Origin of the sequence: Citromicrobium bathyomarinum, from assembly GCF_021021475.1 — a bacterium.
In the GTDB taxonomy this organism is placed as follows: Bacteria; Pseudomonadota; Alphaproteobacteria; order Sphingomonadales; family Sphingomonadaceae; genus Alteriqipengyuania; species Alteriqipengyuania bathyomarina.
In genome coordinates, this window is sequence record NZ_JAINWL010000001.1 from 1,280,630 (window position 1) to 1,295,374 (window position 14,745).

Below are 14,745 nucleotides of genomic sequence, written 5' to 3' on the forward strand. Positions count from 1 at the left end.
ACAATTCTGTTGTCACTTGCCCGAGCATGCTTTTCCTACCAGCCGAAATATCGCTAGGTAATCAAAGCACATGGACACAACCGCTGGGGGTAAGGTTTCTTGACCATCGATGTAGAAAAGGCCTTTCGGGCAAATCCAAGAAGCGTCTTACAATTCCTGCAGGTCCCGGGGCAGGGTTGCTACATTCCCGCCTATCAACGGGAATACCGGTGGGATAAAGAAAACGTCAATCGACTGTTCGAGGATGCGCTTCACGGCCTGAGCCTGCTGCCTGAGCGCAAGGAAACGATCAGCTTCCTCGGTACGATCATCGCGATCCACGACACGCAGTATGTGACCGTGAAGCCGCATTTCCGGAACGAGATGCCACGGCCGGTGATGACGATCATCGATGGCCAGCAGCGCATCTCGACGTTTATTCTGCTTTTTGTTGCAATTCACAATCTTCTGGCGACCTGCCTGCCCTCGGTCGAGAAAGATGACGAAGAAGGCAGCGCCTGGCTGCTTGAAGAAATTCAGAAGATGATGGCGGAACTTCGCGATTGTTTCATCCTCGACAAACGCAGCGGAAAGGCGCTCAACAGGTACTATCCACGTCTCATCAGATCGTTCGACGATGTGTGGTCTTCAAAACCGGAAGCCCGGTATTCGAGCGCGATCGCCCGCCTGGTTTGGGACTACCTCAAGCATATCGAGAACGAGGAGACCGAGGCCAAGCAGTTTCGTCCGAGCGAGCCCGATGGCGAAAAAGCTTCGACGCACAAAAATGTGGCCGCCGTCTTCCGGCATATGAACAAACGCCTTCGCGACCTCGTGCAACCGCAGGAGGAGATGCCCAGCCTGATCGAGCAGGCGCTCAAAGCCGGCTTCGGCGAAGCGCTCTTTGGTTTCGAGGTCCCATCCGAGGTCGCTGAAAGGCTCCGCAAGGATGACGAGACGACCACGGGCAAGCGTTTCCGGCTTGCCTTTGCCGCGATCATCTTTGCTCACTATTTGCAAAGGCGAATGGCCTTCACAGTTGTCGAAAGCGAAGGCGAAGATGACGCTTTCGATATGTTCGAGGCTCTCAATACGACCGGCGAACCGCTCACCGCGTTCGAAACCTTTCGGCCCCGGGTGATCGACGCGGAAGGGTTAGAGGATTATCAATCCACCCCTTCGCACGCGGACATGCTGCGGACCGAGAAATACGTCGATCGCTACGCCAAGGACGCGAGTAAACTGCAGCGCACGACCTCCGAACTTCTTGTCGCTTTCGCGCTCGCAGAAACGGGCCAGAAGCTGGGTAAGAAGCTCAACGAGCAACGACGTTACTTGCGCGCCCAATACGGCGATCCGGACGACAAAACCCGTACGGAATTTCGGCGGGGCTTCGTAAAACGTTTGGGCGATGTGTCCGATCTCATGTCGACTTCGTGGGATCCTGCAGAAACCCTTAATCCCAGCTTCGGCGGCCTCTCAAACATCGACGAGCCGGCGAAGGTCGCGTTCGAGTTTCTGCGTGGACTTAAGCATACGGTCACGATTCCACCGCTCAGCAGATTTTTCGGGGCCGCATTGTCCGCCGATCCGGAAGAGCGCCTTCAGAAATCGGTGGCCTTTGCCGATGCAATCAAGGCGAGCGCTGCCTTCACTGCGATCTGGCGCGGAGCATTCGGCACGACGTCGGGCATCGATGCGGTGTATCGCGATGTCATGCTTTCCGGCGACGGGCAGGCTGCCCTTGCGGCACGGCCCTTCTCAGGAAACCCATCCACCAAACGCAAGAGCGCGCTCGACATCGCACTTTACAAACGCGTCCTGTGCGATGCGCTGGAAAAGGCCGGCATTTCGGAGAAAGGGAGCTGGTCCGGTAAAGTCGAAACGAGCCTGTTAGCCAAGCACGCGACCGAGGTTGCGAAATTCCTTCTGATAGCTTCGGCGCACGACGTAGAACCCGACCTCAATAATCCGGGTTTGGTCGTATCCGGCCGGAAAGGTGTTCATCCAACCCTGACGCTGGATGCGTGGAACCTGCTTTCGCCCATGCAGGTCGAGCACATCGCTCCACAGCAAGGGGCGAGCACTGACTGGCCCGCTGACCTCTACGATGAACGAGAGCTGTTCCAGACTCTGGGCAACCTCACGCTGCTGCATCGCGACCACAACATCGTGGTGTCAAATCATCCCCAACCGAAAAAGATGGCAAGCTACCGCGCCTTGGCATCGAGAACGCCCGAAGCGTTCGAGGCCGCGCGCGAAGAAGCCAGAAAGTTGGGGTATGACTTGCCCGAAAGATCGGAAGCGATCCTCGCCGAAGCAACCCACGCGAGATTGTTGATTCCGCTCGTCGGATGTCCGTCCGACTGGGACGGGGAATTTGTGCGTCAACGCTCGCGAAGGTTGGCGGAAATTGCATGGGATCGCTTACGGCCATGGTTGGACTGACGGCCGTGTCGCGCAGTTGCAAACCAATGCCTTGGCGTCACGAGAGGACTTAAAGCTTGTTCCGTATTACCGCCCGAACTGTTCTCGAACTTGGCTCTGAACTAATCAGTTCGGATATTATCGCGTTTTATGAGCTCATCAAGAACGGTTTCGACGCTAGAACAAAAGCAGGGGTCGACGTAAAGTTCGACATTGTTCTGACACGCCGAGCATTTCTACGCCTCAAGGGTACAATCCACGGTAAAGCCAGCCTCCCGGACCTGAAAAAGCTCATAAAAGACGAACTTCTTCCAACTGCTTCAGAGGCAGCGTACGGGAGCTTCGTCGATTTGATCGATGAAGCGACTACAAAACAAGAGCTTACCGAAAAGCTCGATCAAGCTCAGCGACGCTTCAACACAATCACCGTGACAGACACGGGAAGCGGAATGTCGCTAGAGGATTTGGATCGAAGCTTCCTCGTGATCGGAACGCCATCAAGGAAAAAAGAGGTCGAAGCAGCGCTTGCGCGTGGAGACAAGAGCACCCCGTATCTCGGCGAAAAAGGTATCGGGCGCCTTTCGGCAATGCGTCTTGGCGAGCGGTTGCTGGTTGAGACGGCCCGTTCAACCGACAAGAAACTCAATCGTCTCGAAATCGATTGGACCGAGTTCAGCAATGTCGATGCAATGCTCGATCAAATTGCGGTGGCCCCGACGAAAGGAGGAAAAAAACCCAGTGCCGAGTGGTCCGGCACAGCTTTGACGATCAGCGACCTTGTCGAGAATTGGACCGAAGCGAGGGTCCGCGACATGGCGGACTATGAATTTGCCCGCCTGACCGACCCTTTCGCCAATGCGACGACGCGACCTCGGATCGCCATCTTCTGGAACGGAGAAAGGATCGGCATTCCCATAATGTCCGGTGCCCTGCTTGATGCTGCCCATGCACGCGTGTCAGGCGCATATGAACTTATCGATGGCGCACCTGTTCTGACCTGCACTTTCGAGGCGTTGGATCTCGGGTTCGAGCATCCGCGAGAGAGGCAAACCGTAAAGCTCACGGAAGAAGATCTTCAAGCCACGATCATCGGGAAAGACGGACCTGTCGAAGATAGTGCGCTGCGTACAATCGGGCCATTCTCATTCGAGGCACATTGGTACAACCGCCGCCGACTCGGCGCAATCGACACTATTGGTGAGCAAAAAGCTGTTCGTGAGTTGCAACAGAAATGGTCGGGAATCTTGCTGTTCCGCGATCGCTTCCGTGTTTTTCCCTACGGCGAGGATGAGGACGACTGGCTTGAACTTGACCGCCGCGCTCTACGTCGATCTGGCTACACTCTCAACAAAACCCAATTTATTGGGCGGGTAAATATTTCGCGGATCGCGAACCCGCAGCTGCTGGATCAAACGAACCGTGAGGGGCTGCGCGAGACTTCGGAGCAATATGTGCTCTTGGAAGTCCTGCGGTACGCCGTGCAGGATATGCTCGGCAAATTCATGAAGGATGTCGAACGGCAGTACAAACATCAAAAAGTGGATCTGTCCGACGCGCAGGCACAGGTTACCAAGCTCGAGGACCGAGCCAAAAACGCCATCCGTCAACTCAAGAGACTTACACCGTCCGAGGGCGACGACGCGATAGAGGAGCTCCAGCAAACTCTTTTCGAGTTCTCCGAGTTCGCGGCGCGTGCGCGCCAGCGCATCGCGGAAGTCGAACAGGAAAGCCGACAGATGATCGAGATGGCAGGTGTTGGCCTCATGGTCGAAGTGGTCGCACACGAACTAGCCCGCTCATCCGAAAATGCACTGAAGGCTCTTGCCCATATGAAGGGTCGCGATGTCCCAGACCGCCTGCGCAGCTACTTCAATACGTTGCAGGCGGAAATGAAGAGTGTCAGCAAGCGCGTGCGCGTTCTCGACCCGATGAGCGTCTCTGGTCGACAACGATCGGAAGTCTTTGCACTCGACGAAGTCATTCGGGACGCCATTGAAGCCCATCATGCCCAATTCAAGCGTCACAAGATCGACGTGATCACCGACCTGACTACGCGACCTCTGCGGATCAGGGCAGTCAAGGGAATGATCGTTCAAATCATTGAAAATTTGATTTCGAATTCAGTCTATTGGCTCGATATGCGCGCGGAGCGAGAACCTTCCTTCAAGCCGAAAATTTCAATCTCGCTTGAAAGTGACCCACCCGTGATGATGTTTGAAGACAATGGGCGAGGCATTGCTCCGGAAAATCGAGACCAGGTTTTCAAGATGTTCTTTTCGCTCAAGGATACGCGCAGGAGGCGCGGACTTGGCCTTTACATCGCCCGCGAGGCGGCCATGCATAACGGCGGCACACTTGAATTGGACGAGGAGCGCGATCCGGAAACCGGCAGACTCCACAAATTCGTTCTCGAATTGCCAGCAGGAGCGCAGGTGTGACGCTTGGAGACCTTCTGGCGCAAAAGAGAATAACAACCGCTCTCGTGGTGGATGACGTCTGCGACGCCGTGCCGACCGCGACGGATATTGGACCCGAGAACGAGGCTTGGGCGATCTTCAATGACGACCTTACCGCCGAACAACGCCAGCTTATCGAAGCTGCATATGAGGATGCGAAAGACAGAAGTTTCGATGAGCTGGTGTCCGATGATGCCTATGTGGCAGCCGTATGGGGCTTGCGCGATACCCTTACGGAAGTCGCCGCTCCTTTGTTCGAGCAGTATCTTGCCGATCAGGCATCTGACCAAACTTATGTCGATGTGGTGGTCCAGAAGCTTCAAGAGCTCGGGCTCGAGTGTCGGACATCCGGGCGCGACTTCATCGAAGCTGCGCAGGAGGTCGATCTCATTGTTATCGACCTGTTCTTCAACAAAGCGCAGGACGAGGCGGCCCTTCACGCATCCAAAAGGATGCTGCGCGACGCCGTAGAGAAGCGTCGAGCCACGCCGCCCCTGGTTATCCTTATGTCACGCAGTCCTCGGCTCGAAGACAAGCGAGAAGAGTTTCGAGACGAAGTGGGCCTCTTGGACTCGGGTTTCAGGATCATAAGGAAATCGGAGCTAGAAGAGGCAGGCAAACTCGAACGCCAGCTTGAGCGCCTTGCCCACAATGCGGATGACTCCCGCATGCTCGCGCGATTCTTCGAATCCCTCGAACAGGGAATGGCTGAAGCCACTTCGCGAACGCTCAAACTTTTGCGAAATCTCCGCCTCTCGGACATCGGTCAGATCCAGCAACTGCTACTCAACGCCGAGGGCGAACCGGCGGGAAGCTATCTGGTCGATGTCTTCGATCGTGTTCTGCAACACGAGATCGAACGTGAGCGGCAAATCATCGATGCGGCAATTCCCTTAAACGCCTTTTCCGCCGTTAGTCATCCTTCGCCCTACGTTGCCGGATCGCCCGCGCTTCAGGAACTGGTGGAACGTCTCCTGACCCAAAACAGCGAACGATTGCGACTTCCCGGTTCGCTGGAAGCTCAAGTGACTTTTGGAGATGTGTTGCAGGTCACAGAAGGATCAGACCTCGACCGACTTCGCACCACGATAGCCGTCGATCTCGATGCCAATACGGTCCTTCTTGTCCTCACGCCGGTGTGCGATCTCCAGCGCAACGGAGCTCCGCGCATTCTGCTCCTAGTCGGCAAGACGCAACCACTCGGAGTAACGAGCTGGAAGTACGGCGACGATGCCCGGACTGCAGCGATCCGCCTCGACGACGAGGTTTCTTGGATAAAGTGGAACCTCAAGCATATCGATACGGTGTCGCATGAACAGCTGAGCAAGGCATTTGACGATAACGATCTGAAGGTAGTGGCACGTCTGCGCGAGGCGCATGCCTTGGAACTCCAGCAACGCGTATTGTCAGGCCTCGGACGCGTAGGTCTCGTGGCAGCCATGCCAGCGACATTCGCTGTCGATGTCGAGATCTATCATCCGGACAGCGAAGGAGTGCCGGTAAGACTAGATGTTCCAGCTCTCAATGACGGGGCGGTCTGCTTCGTTGGACGAGAAGATAATGGGAAGCCGGCGCTGAGGTTGGTCATGACCGATGTAAGCTGCGATGGCGTCTTGGATGCTCTCAATAAGCTGGACCCCGATCTTGTAGCGCCCGGTGCGCAGGCTGTTCTTTCTCATGTCCAGAGCTCCGAGGATCTGCGCAAACTCCTAGAAACAGGACTCGATCTCAATTCAGCGAAATCAGATAGTTGGACCTATATCCCCTCGATCAGCGGGGAACAGGCGCTAGCGAAGATGGGACTGTTAGCGTGGAACTACGATTTCGCTCCCGAGGCCTTGGGAAAGAAAGACTTGCCAAAGGCAGGGGTTATCATCCTGGTGAAAGACAGAGAGCAGGCCGATGCCGTCGGTCGCGACGAGGCGATACGTAGCGGTCTGTTGCCCACTGATCCCGATAGCGAACCTTCACCGGACTGATGGGGAGACATTCGTTGTTTCCAATGTCGCTCCCCATACACACCAAAGCGAGTAAAATTGTATATCAAAACTGGGCTCTTCTTGAATTGAGTCGTCTTGGCAGTTTCATTGCCAGCCTGGAAACAGCGACGGATGTCTGATCGTATCCTTTCAGCGCTTCAAGCTGCGCATCATCTCGGGATCACGCCGGAACTCCTGACCGCTTATGCTCGGCCGAACTTTGCACCGGGGCGAGCAACATCGCGACCACTCAGGTCGCTGGAGAGCACCGGCCCGATCCACTTTGCTGAAAGCGAACTCGATGCATTCGACGGCATCTTGCAGCAGCCTTGGAGCAAGAGCGCGAAGGATCGTCCATCAATACCAGCTGCTATTGTTGCCCACCTCAAAGCGGAAAGCCGCAATCAATGCGCGTGGTGTGGAAGCGGCAGTCGGATAGAAACTGCACATATCGGGTCGTGGGCTGCGACCCTCTCGCACTACCATCATAATCTCATCCGATTGTGCTCAGTTTGTCACGGAAGGCACGATACGGAAGGCACGATCACCACCGCACAGCTCAAAGCGCGTAAATCGGAGATGGTAGAAGCGACCCGGGCAAATCTCCGCGCACGGATGGACGGAACACTAACGCACACGCGTATTCCCCGCCCCACCGCACGGTTCTATGGTCGCGAGAACGACGTCAATAAACTCGTACAAAGCCTAGTAGCAGGAAGCTCAATTCTAATTTCGGGGCCAGGTGGCATCGGAAAGACCGAATTGGTTCTCCAAGCGCTTCACAAGCTTGGATCGGATCGTAAAGCAATCTGGGTGGATGTGGAGCGCTACGCTTCTTCCAGCGCAGTGCTGGACGCTCTTCGGAATGCGCTTTCCGCCGACGGCGAGCCTTGTGGAATTGAAGATATTGCGCATCGCCTTGACCAGTGCGAGGCGATTTTGATCCTCGATGGCATCGATCGAGGCAACCTGGACGACCTAGAAAATTTCGAGGACAGGTTCAGCAAGCTGTATGCGGAAACCCGAAAAGCTCAGTTTGTAATAACCTCACAAGTGAATCTGTTGCGAGCCCCTGTCGACGTCCGACACGTGGCAGGAGCGCTCGGACGCGCGGACAGTCACAAGTTGCTCGCGAGCGGATTTGATGAAGACATCTTCGAGGACGGACCTGAACTCGAGGAGCTTCTCGAACTTTGCGAGGGGCATGCGCTCACATTGCAGCTCGCGGGAGCGATCACGTCGCACTACGGATCCATGCGTCATTGCATCGATCTCGTGAACGAGCGCGGTTCGCAGGCCATAGCTCTTCCGGCTCGTCAACGACACGATCGCACAAGTTCTCTGAATATCTGTCTCGATGTCACCTTCCATGCCTTATCGCCCGAAGCGCAGGCCATGCTCTGGGTGATCGCTCAGGCTCCAGCCGGTCTTTTCCGAGCTCAACTTGAACGCGGAAACTTCGAAATTAGGGAGCCGGTCGAGGCTCTCGCCCAATTGCGTCGCTGGAATCTCATCTACACAACTGATCCTGGCATTCGCGAGCGGATCCACTGCCTGTCACCTATACGCCTGTTTGTGGCGGACCGGTGGCCTACGGCGAATCGCGAATGGGCGGATAAACTCAAACGGTCGCTCCTGCTCGATATCGCGATGATGGTGTCGGTGATCGAGGACAAGTCGCTCGAGGCGGAGGAGGTCGGATACATGGTCGCCCGGTATTCGGAAGAGATGCCGAATATCGATTATCTCATCAACGAAGCCTTCAAAAAGGAGGCAAATGATGAGGTGGCCTTGTTAGCCGAAGCGGTATGCTCGTCGCTGGTCAGGTATTTCTTCGTGCAACGTATGGCCGAGGAGGGTGGGCACGCGATGCTGAAGGCGGCCAGGATTGCGCTCGCCAATAAGCGGCCTGACAGAGCCGCCTCATTCGCAGGTATGCTCATTGGCCTCGCTAGACAGTCAGGGGCCCATATTGCCGGAGTCGCTGAAGAAGTCATTGCCAAGGTCGAAGCCTGTCGCCCTTTGAGCGACGGCACTGAAGGAGACCTGCTGATAGCCAAGACCATGCTGGCGCTCGATGCAGGCGAACCCGAACGCGCGAGCAATTTGTCACGTGAGGCCTTTGAAAGGTTCAAGGCCGCTAGCAGGAAGCTGGATGAGCCTTTGCCGGGTGATCGAGATGAACTCGACGAACAAGCGGAGAAAGAACGCCGCGAAGGGATCCACAACGATCTCGCTTCCGCCCTGCAGTTGCATGGCGATGCCCAACTCGCCATGCGGAAATATAAGGAGGCCGCCGATGCCTATCGGCACGCGCTTCGGCATCAGCGAGGCGCCTCGGTAGCGGTCAACCTCGGACAGACATTGCATCAGATCGGCAATTGCGAAGGCAATCTGGGCAATCACGCCCAGGCCGCCGAATACTACGCGAAAGCGCTGACCGTTTTCCTCGCGGTCGAGATGAAAGAGTTCACCAGCAATGCCAGCGGCGAACTGGGGTTCGCTCTCATCGACGCCGATCTACCCAGCGTACGAACCGGGAAACCTGAAGGCCTCCAGGCCTGTTTCGAGGATCTCGAATGGGAAATTCGCAGGTCCCTGCAGGATAGTTCTGTGGACCTGAACCGAGCCTTCGTAGTCGCTCGCAAGGCTTTCGGTACCGTCGCACTCGGGATCTTCGCGCGTCAGGCGCGCCTGACGGGTGACTGGGCTTTGCAGACCGCAACAGACCTTCTCGTGCCGTTTGCCGATGCCGCCGCTTCTTTCGACGAGCGGTTCACCTGCACCGTATTGAACATTCCGTTGCAACTCGCATTCCTTGTTGGGGAGCTTGAAGCTAGTCGGGACAGCACAGGCGATCCGGAGATCGGGTTAGTGCACGAATTGCTGAGGTTTTGCTGCTCCCCCGATCCACGCTCCCGCGATATGTTCCGGTTAGCAGACTGGCTCGCCACCTACCTTACACGCGAGATGGGAGTGGAGGGCTTGACGGGAGCCAGAGTCCGCGAGTTCATGGTGAATGCGGACGACGGGGTCCATGACGAGTTGGAGCTATTTCGACCGCGACCAGAAAAAAGCACCGAGTGATGTACTTCGGCTTCAAGCCCTGATCAGTTTTCGGACCTTATCTGGAGCTCAGCCAGCCTTTCAGAACATACCTCGTGCACGACCCGGCCGAGTTCCTCGACCTGTTCCCCAAGCCAATCGAGCTCGTCCTTGGTAATACGGTAATGCTTTGAGTATCGTGCCTTGACGTACGCTTCCTTCAGCTTCTCGAAGCGCGCACGATCGCGGCGCGTGTCGCGCGGCCAGACATAGGTCAAACGTGGGTCGATACGTTCGGCTTGTGTTCGCAGGAAGCCGAGGTTGTGCACGTGCGGGGTGTAGAAGGTACATACGAGCAGAACCGTGTGATATAGTCTTTCACACGACTGATGAAGGATAAAGGCGGCCTCCTTTGTGCGGCCCTCGTCCCATAGCCCCCTCGCAGTCTTTAGGTAGACTAGAGCGCTCGGATACCACTCGTCGAAATACTCCTGCGCCATCGCCAGCGCCTCACCGGCAGTCTTGGGCTTCGGCGTGTGGAGCTCGGTGTCATCGGATTGGTAGAGCGCGATCCCGTCCTTCGCGACATCCATGAAGAAATAGCGTCCGTGCGCGAGACCGTCGTTCACCTCCTGCAGCGTATGGACGATAAAATTGACCGGCGTCTTGAGCGATTTGGTCACGCCGTACTCGCGCATCAGCCGGTCATCGAGCTTCGACCAGTACTTGACCCGGTCGACCAGCCGCTTGTCGTTGACGATGATGAGCAGATCGTAGTCCGACTGGTAGCCTTTGGCCGTATGCGGCTCGTCGACCCAAGTGCCGCGGGCATAGCTACCGTAGAGAATGACCTTGAGAATGCGGCCGGCCTTCTTCCACTCGTGCTTCGCCAGGGCAAAGGCATCATCGAATTCTTCGAAAATCAGCTGCACCACGCGCTCAAGTTCGCGTTGCTTTTGCGGGGGCAGGTGATCGAGTTCGGTGCGCATTACTGGACCTTTAGCAAGCACTTGGAATGGTTGCACCCTCGCATTCCTGCAGGTGCGTCGGCATACCCAAGAAAGCGTCCCTCTCCTCCATTGGTTGGATTTCTCCGCCGGACTATCGAAGGCTTCTGTCAGGGCTACGCTGGAGGCTCTGGGCCGCTTCCGTCTGTTTTCTCGACCTCACCAAGCTCTGGTTCCGGGACCGCGCGAATGAGATCGTCAGCGAGATGCCTGCCCGTTTCCATGCGCCGCGCGAGCGCTTCGATGAAGAAGTCGAAGCGCTTTTCTGCATCGGCACGGGCGGCGGCATTGGCTTCCAAAGGTATAGCCGGCGTCACCGCCAGCCATCGCCTGAGGTAGAGGGCGAAGGCCTCGTTCCCGACCTCGATATGATAGTCGAGCTTGCCGATCTGTCGGCTTATGCGATCAAGGCGTCGGCTGAAGGCCGCTTCCATGCGTTCCGATCCATCGGGAGAGAGAAAAGAGCCGATGGCGGCCTCTACCACCGAAGCCTGCGAAACGCGCTTGCGACCCGCATAGTCTGCAAGCTGCCTGGAAAGGGCTGGCGGCAGACGGAAGGTATGCTTGATACGGTTGCCCTTGCTCATAGCTCGATCCCGTCGCCGGGATCGAGCGCAGCGCGCCGCGCATTGGCCTGCATCCGCTGGGCCATTCTGCGATTGCGGTTTGCCTGATCGTCCTCCGTTCGGTCGTCAAACTCAAATTCGTTGGGGATATCGACGGGCGGCGGCGCGACATCTTCGTAGTCCGGTAATTCAGGGGATTGGCGGATCCCGCCATCGGACTGGCGATCATCGATCTCGTACTCTTCAGACGCAGTCAGCGATTTTTCCAATTGCGAAGGCGCGGTCACATGTCTCCCGTGCCATTCGCTCTCGTCCGCCGCGAACTCCGACTTTTGGACCGTCGGTGGACGCTCCACCCGTTTGCTGAACCGGGGGTCGCGGTAGTAACGTGCTTTCCTGGCACGGATCGGATGCACGCCTGCGAGCAACACGATTTCGTCGGTGTCGGGCAGCTGCATGATTTCGCCCTGGGTCAGAAGAGCGCGCGCCGTCTCCGAGCGCGAGACCATCAGGTGACCAAGCCACGGAGAGAGGCGGTGTCCGGCATAATTGCGCATCGCGCGGGTTTCGGTCGCAGTCCCGAGCGATTCCGAAACGCGCTTGGCAGTGCGCTCGTCATTGGTCGCGAAGCACACCCGCACATGGCAATTGTCGAGAATGGCATTGTTCTGCCCGTAGGCCTTCTCGATCTGATTCAATGACTGGGCGATCAGAAAGGCCTTGATGCCGTAGCCCGCCATGAAGGCGAGCGCGCTTTCGAAAAAGTCGAGCCTACCCAAGGCAGGAAACTCGTCGAGCATAAGGAGAAGCCGCTCGCGAACGGCACCTTCCTGCAGATCCTCGGTCAGACGTCTTCCGAGCTGGTTGAGAATGAGCCGGATGAGCGGCTTGGTGCGGCTGATGTCTGACGGCGGAACGACGAGATAGAGCGTGACTGGGCGGCCCTGTGCCACGAGGTCCGCGATGCGCCATTCGCAGTGCCGCGTGACCCTTGCGATAACCGGATCGCGGTACAGGCCGAGGAACGACATGGCGGTCGAGAGCACGCCCGAGCGTTCGTTCTCCGACTTGTTGAGCAATTCTCGCGCCGCGCTCGCGACAACCGGATGGACGCCGTCTTCCCCCAGATGCGGTGTGTGCATCATTGCGGTCAGTGTCGCCTCGATGGATCGGCGTGGATCGGAGAGGAAGTTCGCCACCCCGGCGAGCGTCTTGTCAGGCTCGGCATAAAGCACATGCAGAATGGCCCCGACGAGCAGCGCGTGGCTGGTCTTTTCCCAGTGATTGCGCCGTTCAAGCGAGCCTTCCGGATCGACCAGCACGTCGGCGATGTTCTGCACGTCGCGCACCTCGTTGATGCCGCGTCGCACTTCCATCAGAGGGTTATAGGCCGCCGATGCCTCATTGGTCGGATCGAACAGAAGCGTGCGGCTGAACCGGGTACGGAAACCAGCTGTCAGCTCCCAGTTCTCGCCTTTGATATCGTGCACGATCGCCGAATGCGGCCAGGTCAGGAGCGTTGGCACGACAAGGCCGACCCCTTTGCCGCTGCGGGTCGGCGCGAAGCAGAGCACATGTTCGGGGCCGTCGTGACGAAGATAGAGATTGGCATGCTGGCCGATAATGACGCCCTTGCCTGCCAGAAGGCCCGCGCGTGAAATTTCGGAACGGGTCGCCCAGCGCGCCGAGCCATAGGTCGCGCTGTTCCTGATCTCTCGGGCGCGCCAGACCGACATGCCGATCGCGACCGCCACCGACACGAGACCGCCCGATGCGGCAATCATTCCGCCGGTCTCGAAGATGCGCGGCGCATAGGCTTCGTAGCTGAACCACCACCAAAAGATGGCATAAGGCGGATAGACAGGTGCTCCGAAAACACTGAACCACGGCGCGCCCAATTGTGCCTGATAGCCGAGCGCGTGCGCGGTCCATTGGGTACCCACCCAAACGCCTGCGAGCGTGAGGGCGAAGACGACGAGTATCTGACCCCACAATATCCGGGTTGCCGACAAGGCTGGCTCCTTTCGTGAAGGACAGCACGGCGGCTTTGCATTACATATTCAAGTCGGAAGCTGCGTGATCGCAGGTTGGCGTAGCAAAAGCGGCGTACGGCTAGATTGCTTCCCGACTATAGTCCGGGTTGCCGGACCAGGTCAGGCGGTACATCGCCCCTTGCGCGACCGATTGCACGACGTTGGGCCACAGGGCCGCGATGCAAGTCCCATCCGCATGGCGCACAGAGGGATAGATAATGCCGTTATGACCGGCGGCGCGTGCCTCCGCCGCTAGAGCATTGCCGACAGGATAGCCTTTCGTCTTGTCCGGATCGAGGGCCGGGTGTCCGGGCTGCTCGCGCAGATCGATAAAGACGCCCGCCATGCTGGCGATCATCTCGCCATATTCGACAACGGCATCGAAATCGCCGGCATCGGCGAGCGCCTGTGTCAGGTGATGGCCGACCTCGGCAATACAGGTCTCGACATCGAGCGCGGCATACCATGCGCCGCGGTTCGCGGGGTTGAAGCGATTGGGCTCGCGCGGTTTGGCGTAAGCAAAGCTCGCATTAATGAACCTGGCATGCGGCACGCCATGAACCAGCTCGTCGGCTGTCAGCCCGCCAAACCCGCGCTCTTCGGCGATCAGGCGCGAACTCGTCGCCCCCTCGATTTCAGCGAGCAGCGCAAGCTCGGCATCACTGTCGGCAAGTGGAGCCATGACCGCTTCGCGCAAGCGCGCGCTGGAAACGAGCCGGACAGTCCGCTCGAACGCTTCGCGGATCTGCGGCGGCTCGCCTGCCTCCTCAGAGCCCGCCACGAAGCGCGTCGATATATTGTCTGGTCTCCAGCATGCGCGGAATGCCGCCTTCGATCATCGCCCCGATGGGCGAGCGGCGATCAAACAACGGGGCCCTGTTTTCGAGCTTTGGCCAGCGATCGGCCATGTCGTTGGCGAACAGCAGATGCAGTCCCTTGAACAGACCGATCAGCGCCGACGCGCGGGTCAGCTGGTCCTGACCGAGCGAGCCTTCCCAGGTTCCGGCTTTCATCCGGTCCCAGGTGCTTTCGGACACGCCGAGCAGCGCAGCGCCCTCAGCGTTGCTCGCACCCCAGGCCCCAATGAGGCGCAGCACGGCCTTTACCGCAGCGCTGGTGAGGCGGCTGCGATCACCGTCGCTTGCAAAGGTCTGAAGCCCCGGGGGAGCTTCGGCATGCTGAATCGCTGCACTTACCATATCGCATCTCCTGATGCGTTTATAAGCATCATATGGTGCGTTTGTCAAGATTTC

9 protein-coding genes are annotated in these 14,745 nt (G+C 57.7%); 4 read left to right on the forward strand and 5 right to left on the reverse strand.

Annotated elements, in window-relative coordinates:
- Positions 1 to 99 precede the first annotated feature (99 nt).
- The 4 genes from K7H93_RS06430 (at position 100) to K7H93_RS06445 (ending at position 9,928) form a co-directional block, all read left to right on the forward strand.
- Positions 100 to 2,427 carry a GmrSD restriction endonuclease domain-containing protein gene (locus K7H93_RS06430; RefSeq protein ID WP_230782947.1) on the forward strand — a complete coding sequence of 776 codons (2,328 nt, stop codon included), beginning with the start codon at positions 100 to 102 and terminating at the stop codon, positions 2,425 to 2,427.
- 56 nt (positions 2,428 to 2,483) lie between these two features.
- A complete protein-coding gene (locus K7H93_RS06435) occupies positions 2,484 to 4,844 on the forward strand; it encodes a sensor histidine kinase (RefSeq protein WP_230782948.1) in 2,361 nt (786 codons plus the stop codon).
- Positions 4,841 to 6,841, forward strand: coding sequence for a hypothetical protein (locus K7H93_RS06440; protein WP_230782949.1), 2,001 nt, complete (start codon positions 4,841 to 4,843; stop codon positions 6,839 to 6,841). The genes K7H93_RS06435 and K7H93_RS06440 overlap by 4 nt, the downstream gene beginning before the upstream one ends.
- Before the next feature lie 132 nt (positions 6,842 to 6,973).
- The gene (locus K7H93_RS06445; protein ID WP_230782950.1) at positions 6,974 to 9,928 is read left to right on the forward strand and encodes a tetratricopeptide repeat protein; all 2,955 of its coding nucleotides are present in this window, start codon (positions 6,974 to 6,976) and stop codon (positions 9,926 to 9,928) included.
- 23 nt (positions 9,929 to 9,951) lie between these two features.
- Here the strand turns inward: K7H93_RS06445 and K7H93_RS06450 are convergent, their stop codons facing one another.
- From K7H93_RS06450 to K7H93_RS06470, 5 genes are all read right to left on the reverse strand, one after another.
- A complete protein-coding gene (locus K7H93_RS06450) occupies positions 9,952 to 10,875 on the reverse strand; it encodes a HEPN domain-containing protein (protein WP_160733256.1) in 924 nt (307 codons plus the stop codon).
- Positions 10,876 to 11,009: 134 nt separating this feature from the next.
- Complete coding sequence (locus K7H93_RS06455) at positions 11,010 to 11,480, reverse strand: CopG family transcriptional regulator (RefSeq protein ID WP_160733257.1); 471 nt, start codon at positions 11,478 to 11,480, stop codon at positions 11,010 to 11,012.
- The gene (locus K7H93_RS06460) at positions 11,477 to 13,471 is read right to left on the reverse strand and encodes a conjugal transfer protein TraG (RefSeq protein WP_230782951.1); all 1,995 of its coding nucleotides are present in this window, start codon (positions 13,469 to 13,471) and stop codon (positions 11,477 to 11,479) included. Before K7H93_RS06460 ends, K7H93_RS06455 begins: the two co-directional genes overlap by 4 nt.
- Positions 13,472 to 13,571: 100 nt before the next feature.
- The gene (locus K7H93_RS06465; protein ID WP_198046019.1) at positions 13,572 to 14,273 is read right to left on the reverse strand and encodes an RES family NAD+ phosphorylase; all 702 of its coding nucleotides are present in this window, start codon (positions 14,271 to 14,273) and stop codon (positions 13,572 to 13,574) included.
- Positions 14,260 to 14,691 (reverse strand): antitoxin Xre-like helix-turn-helix domain-containing protein, encoded by a 432-nt coding sequence (locus K7H93_RS06470; protein WP_047822813.1) that lies wholly within the window; start codon positions 14,689 to 14,691, stop codon positions 14,260 to 14,262. The genes K7H93_RS06465 and K7H93_RS06470 overlap by 14 nt, the downstream gene beginning before the upstream one ends.
- Positions 14,692 to 14,745: the final 54 nt, after the last annotated feature.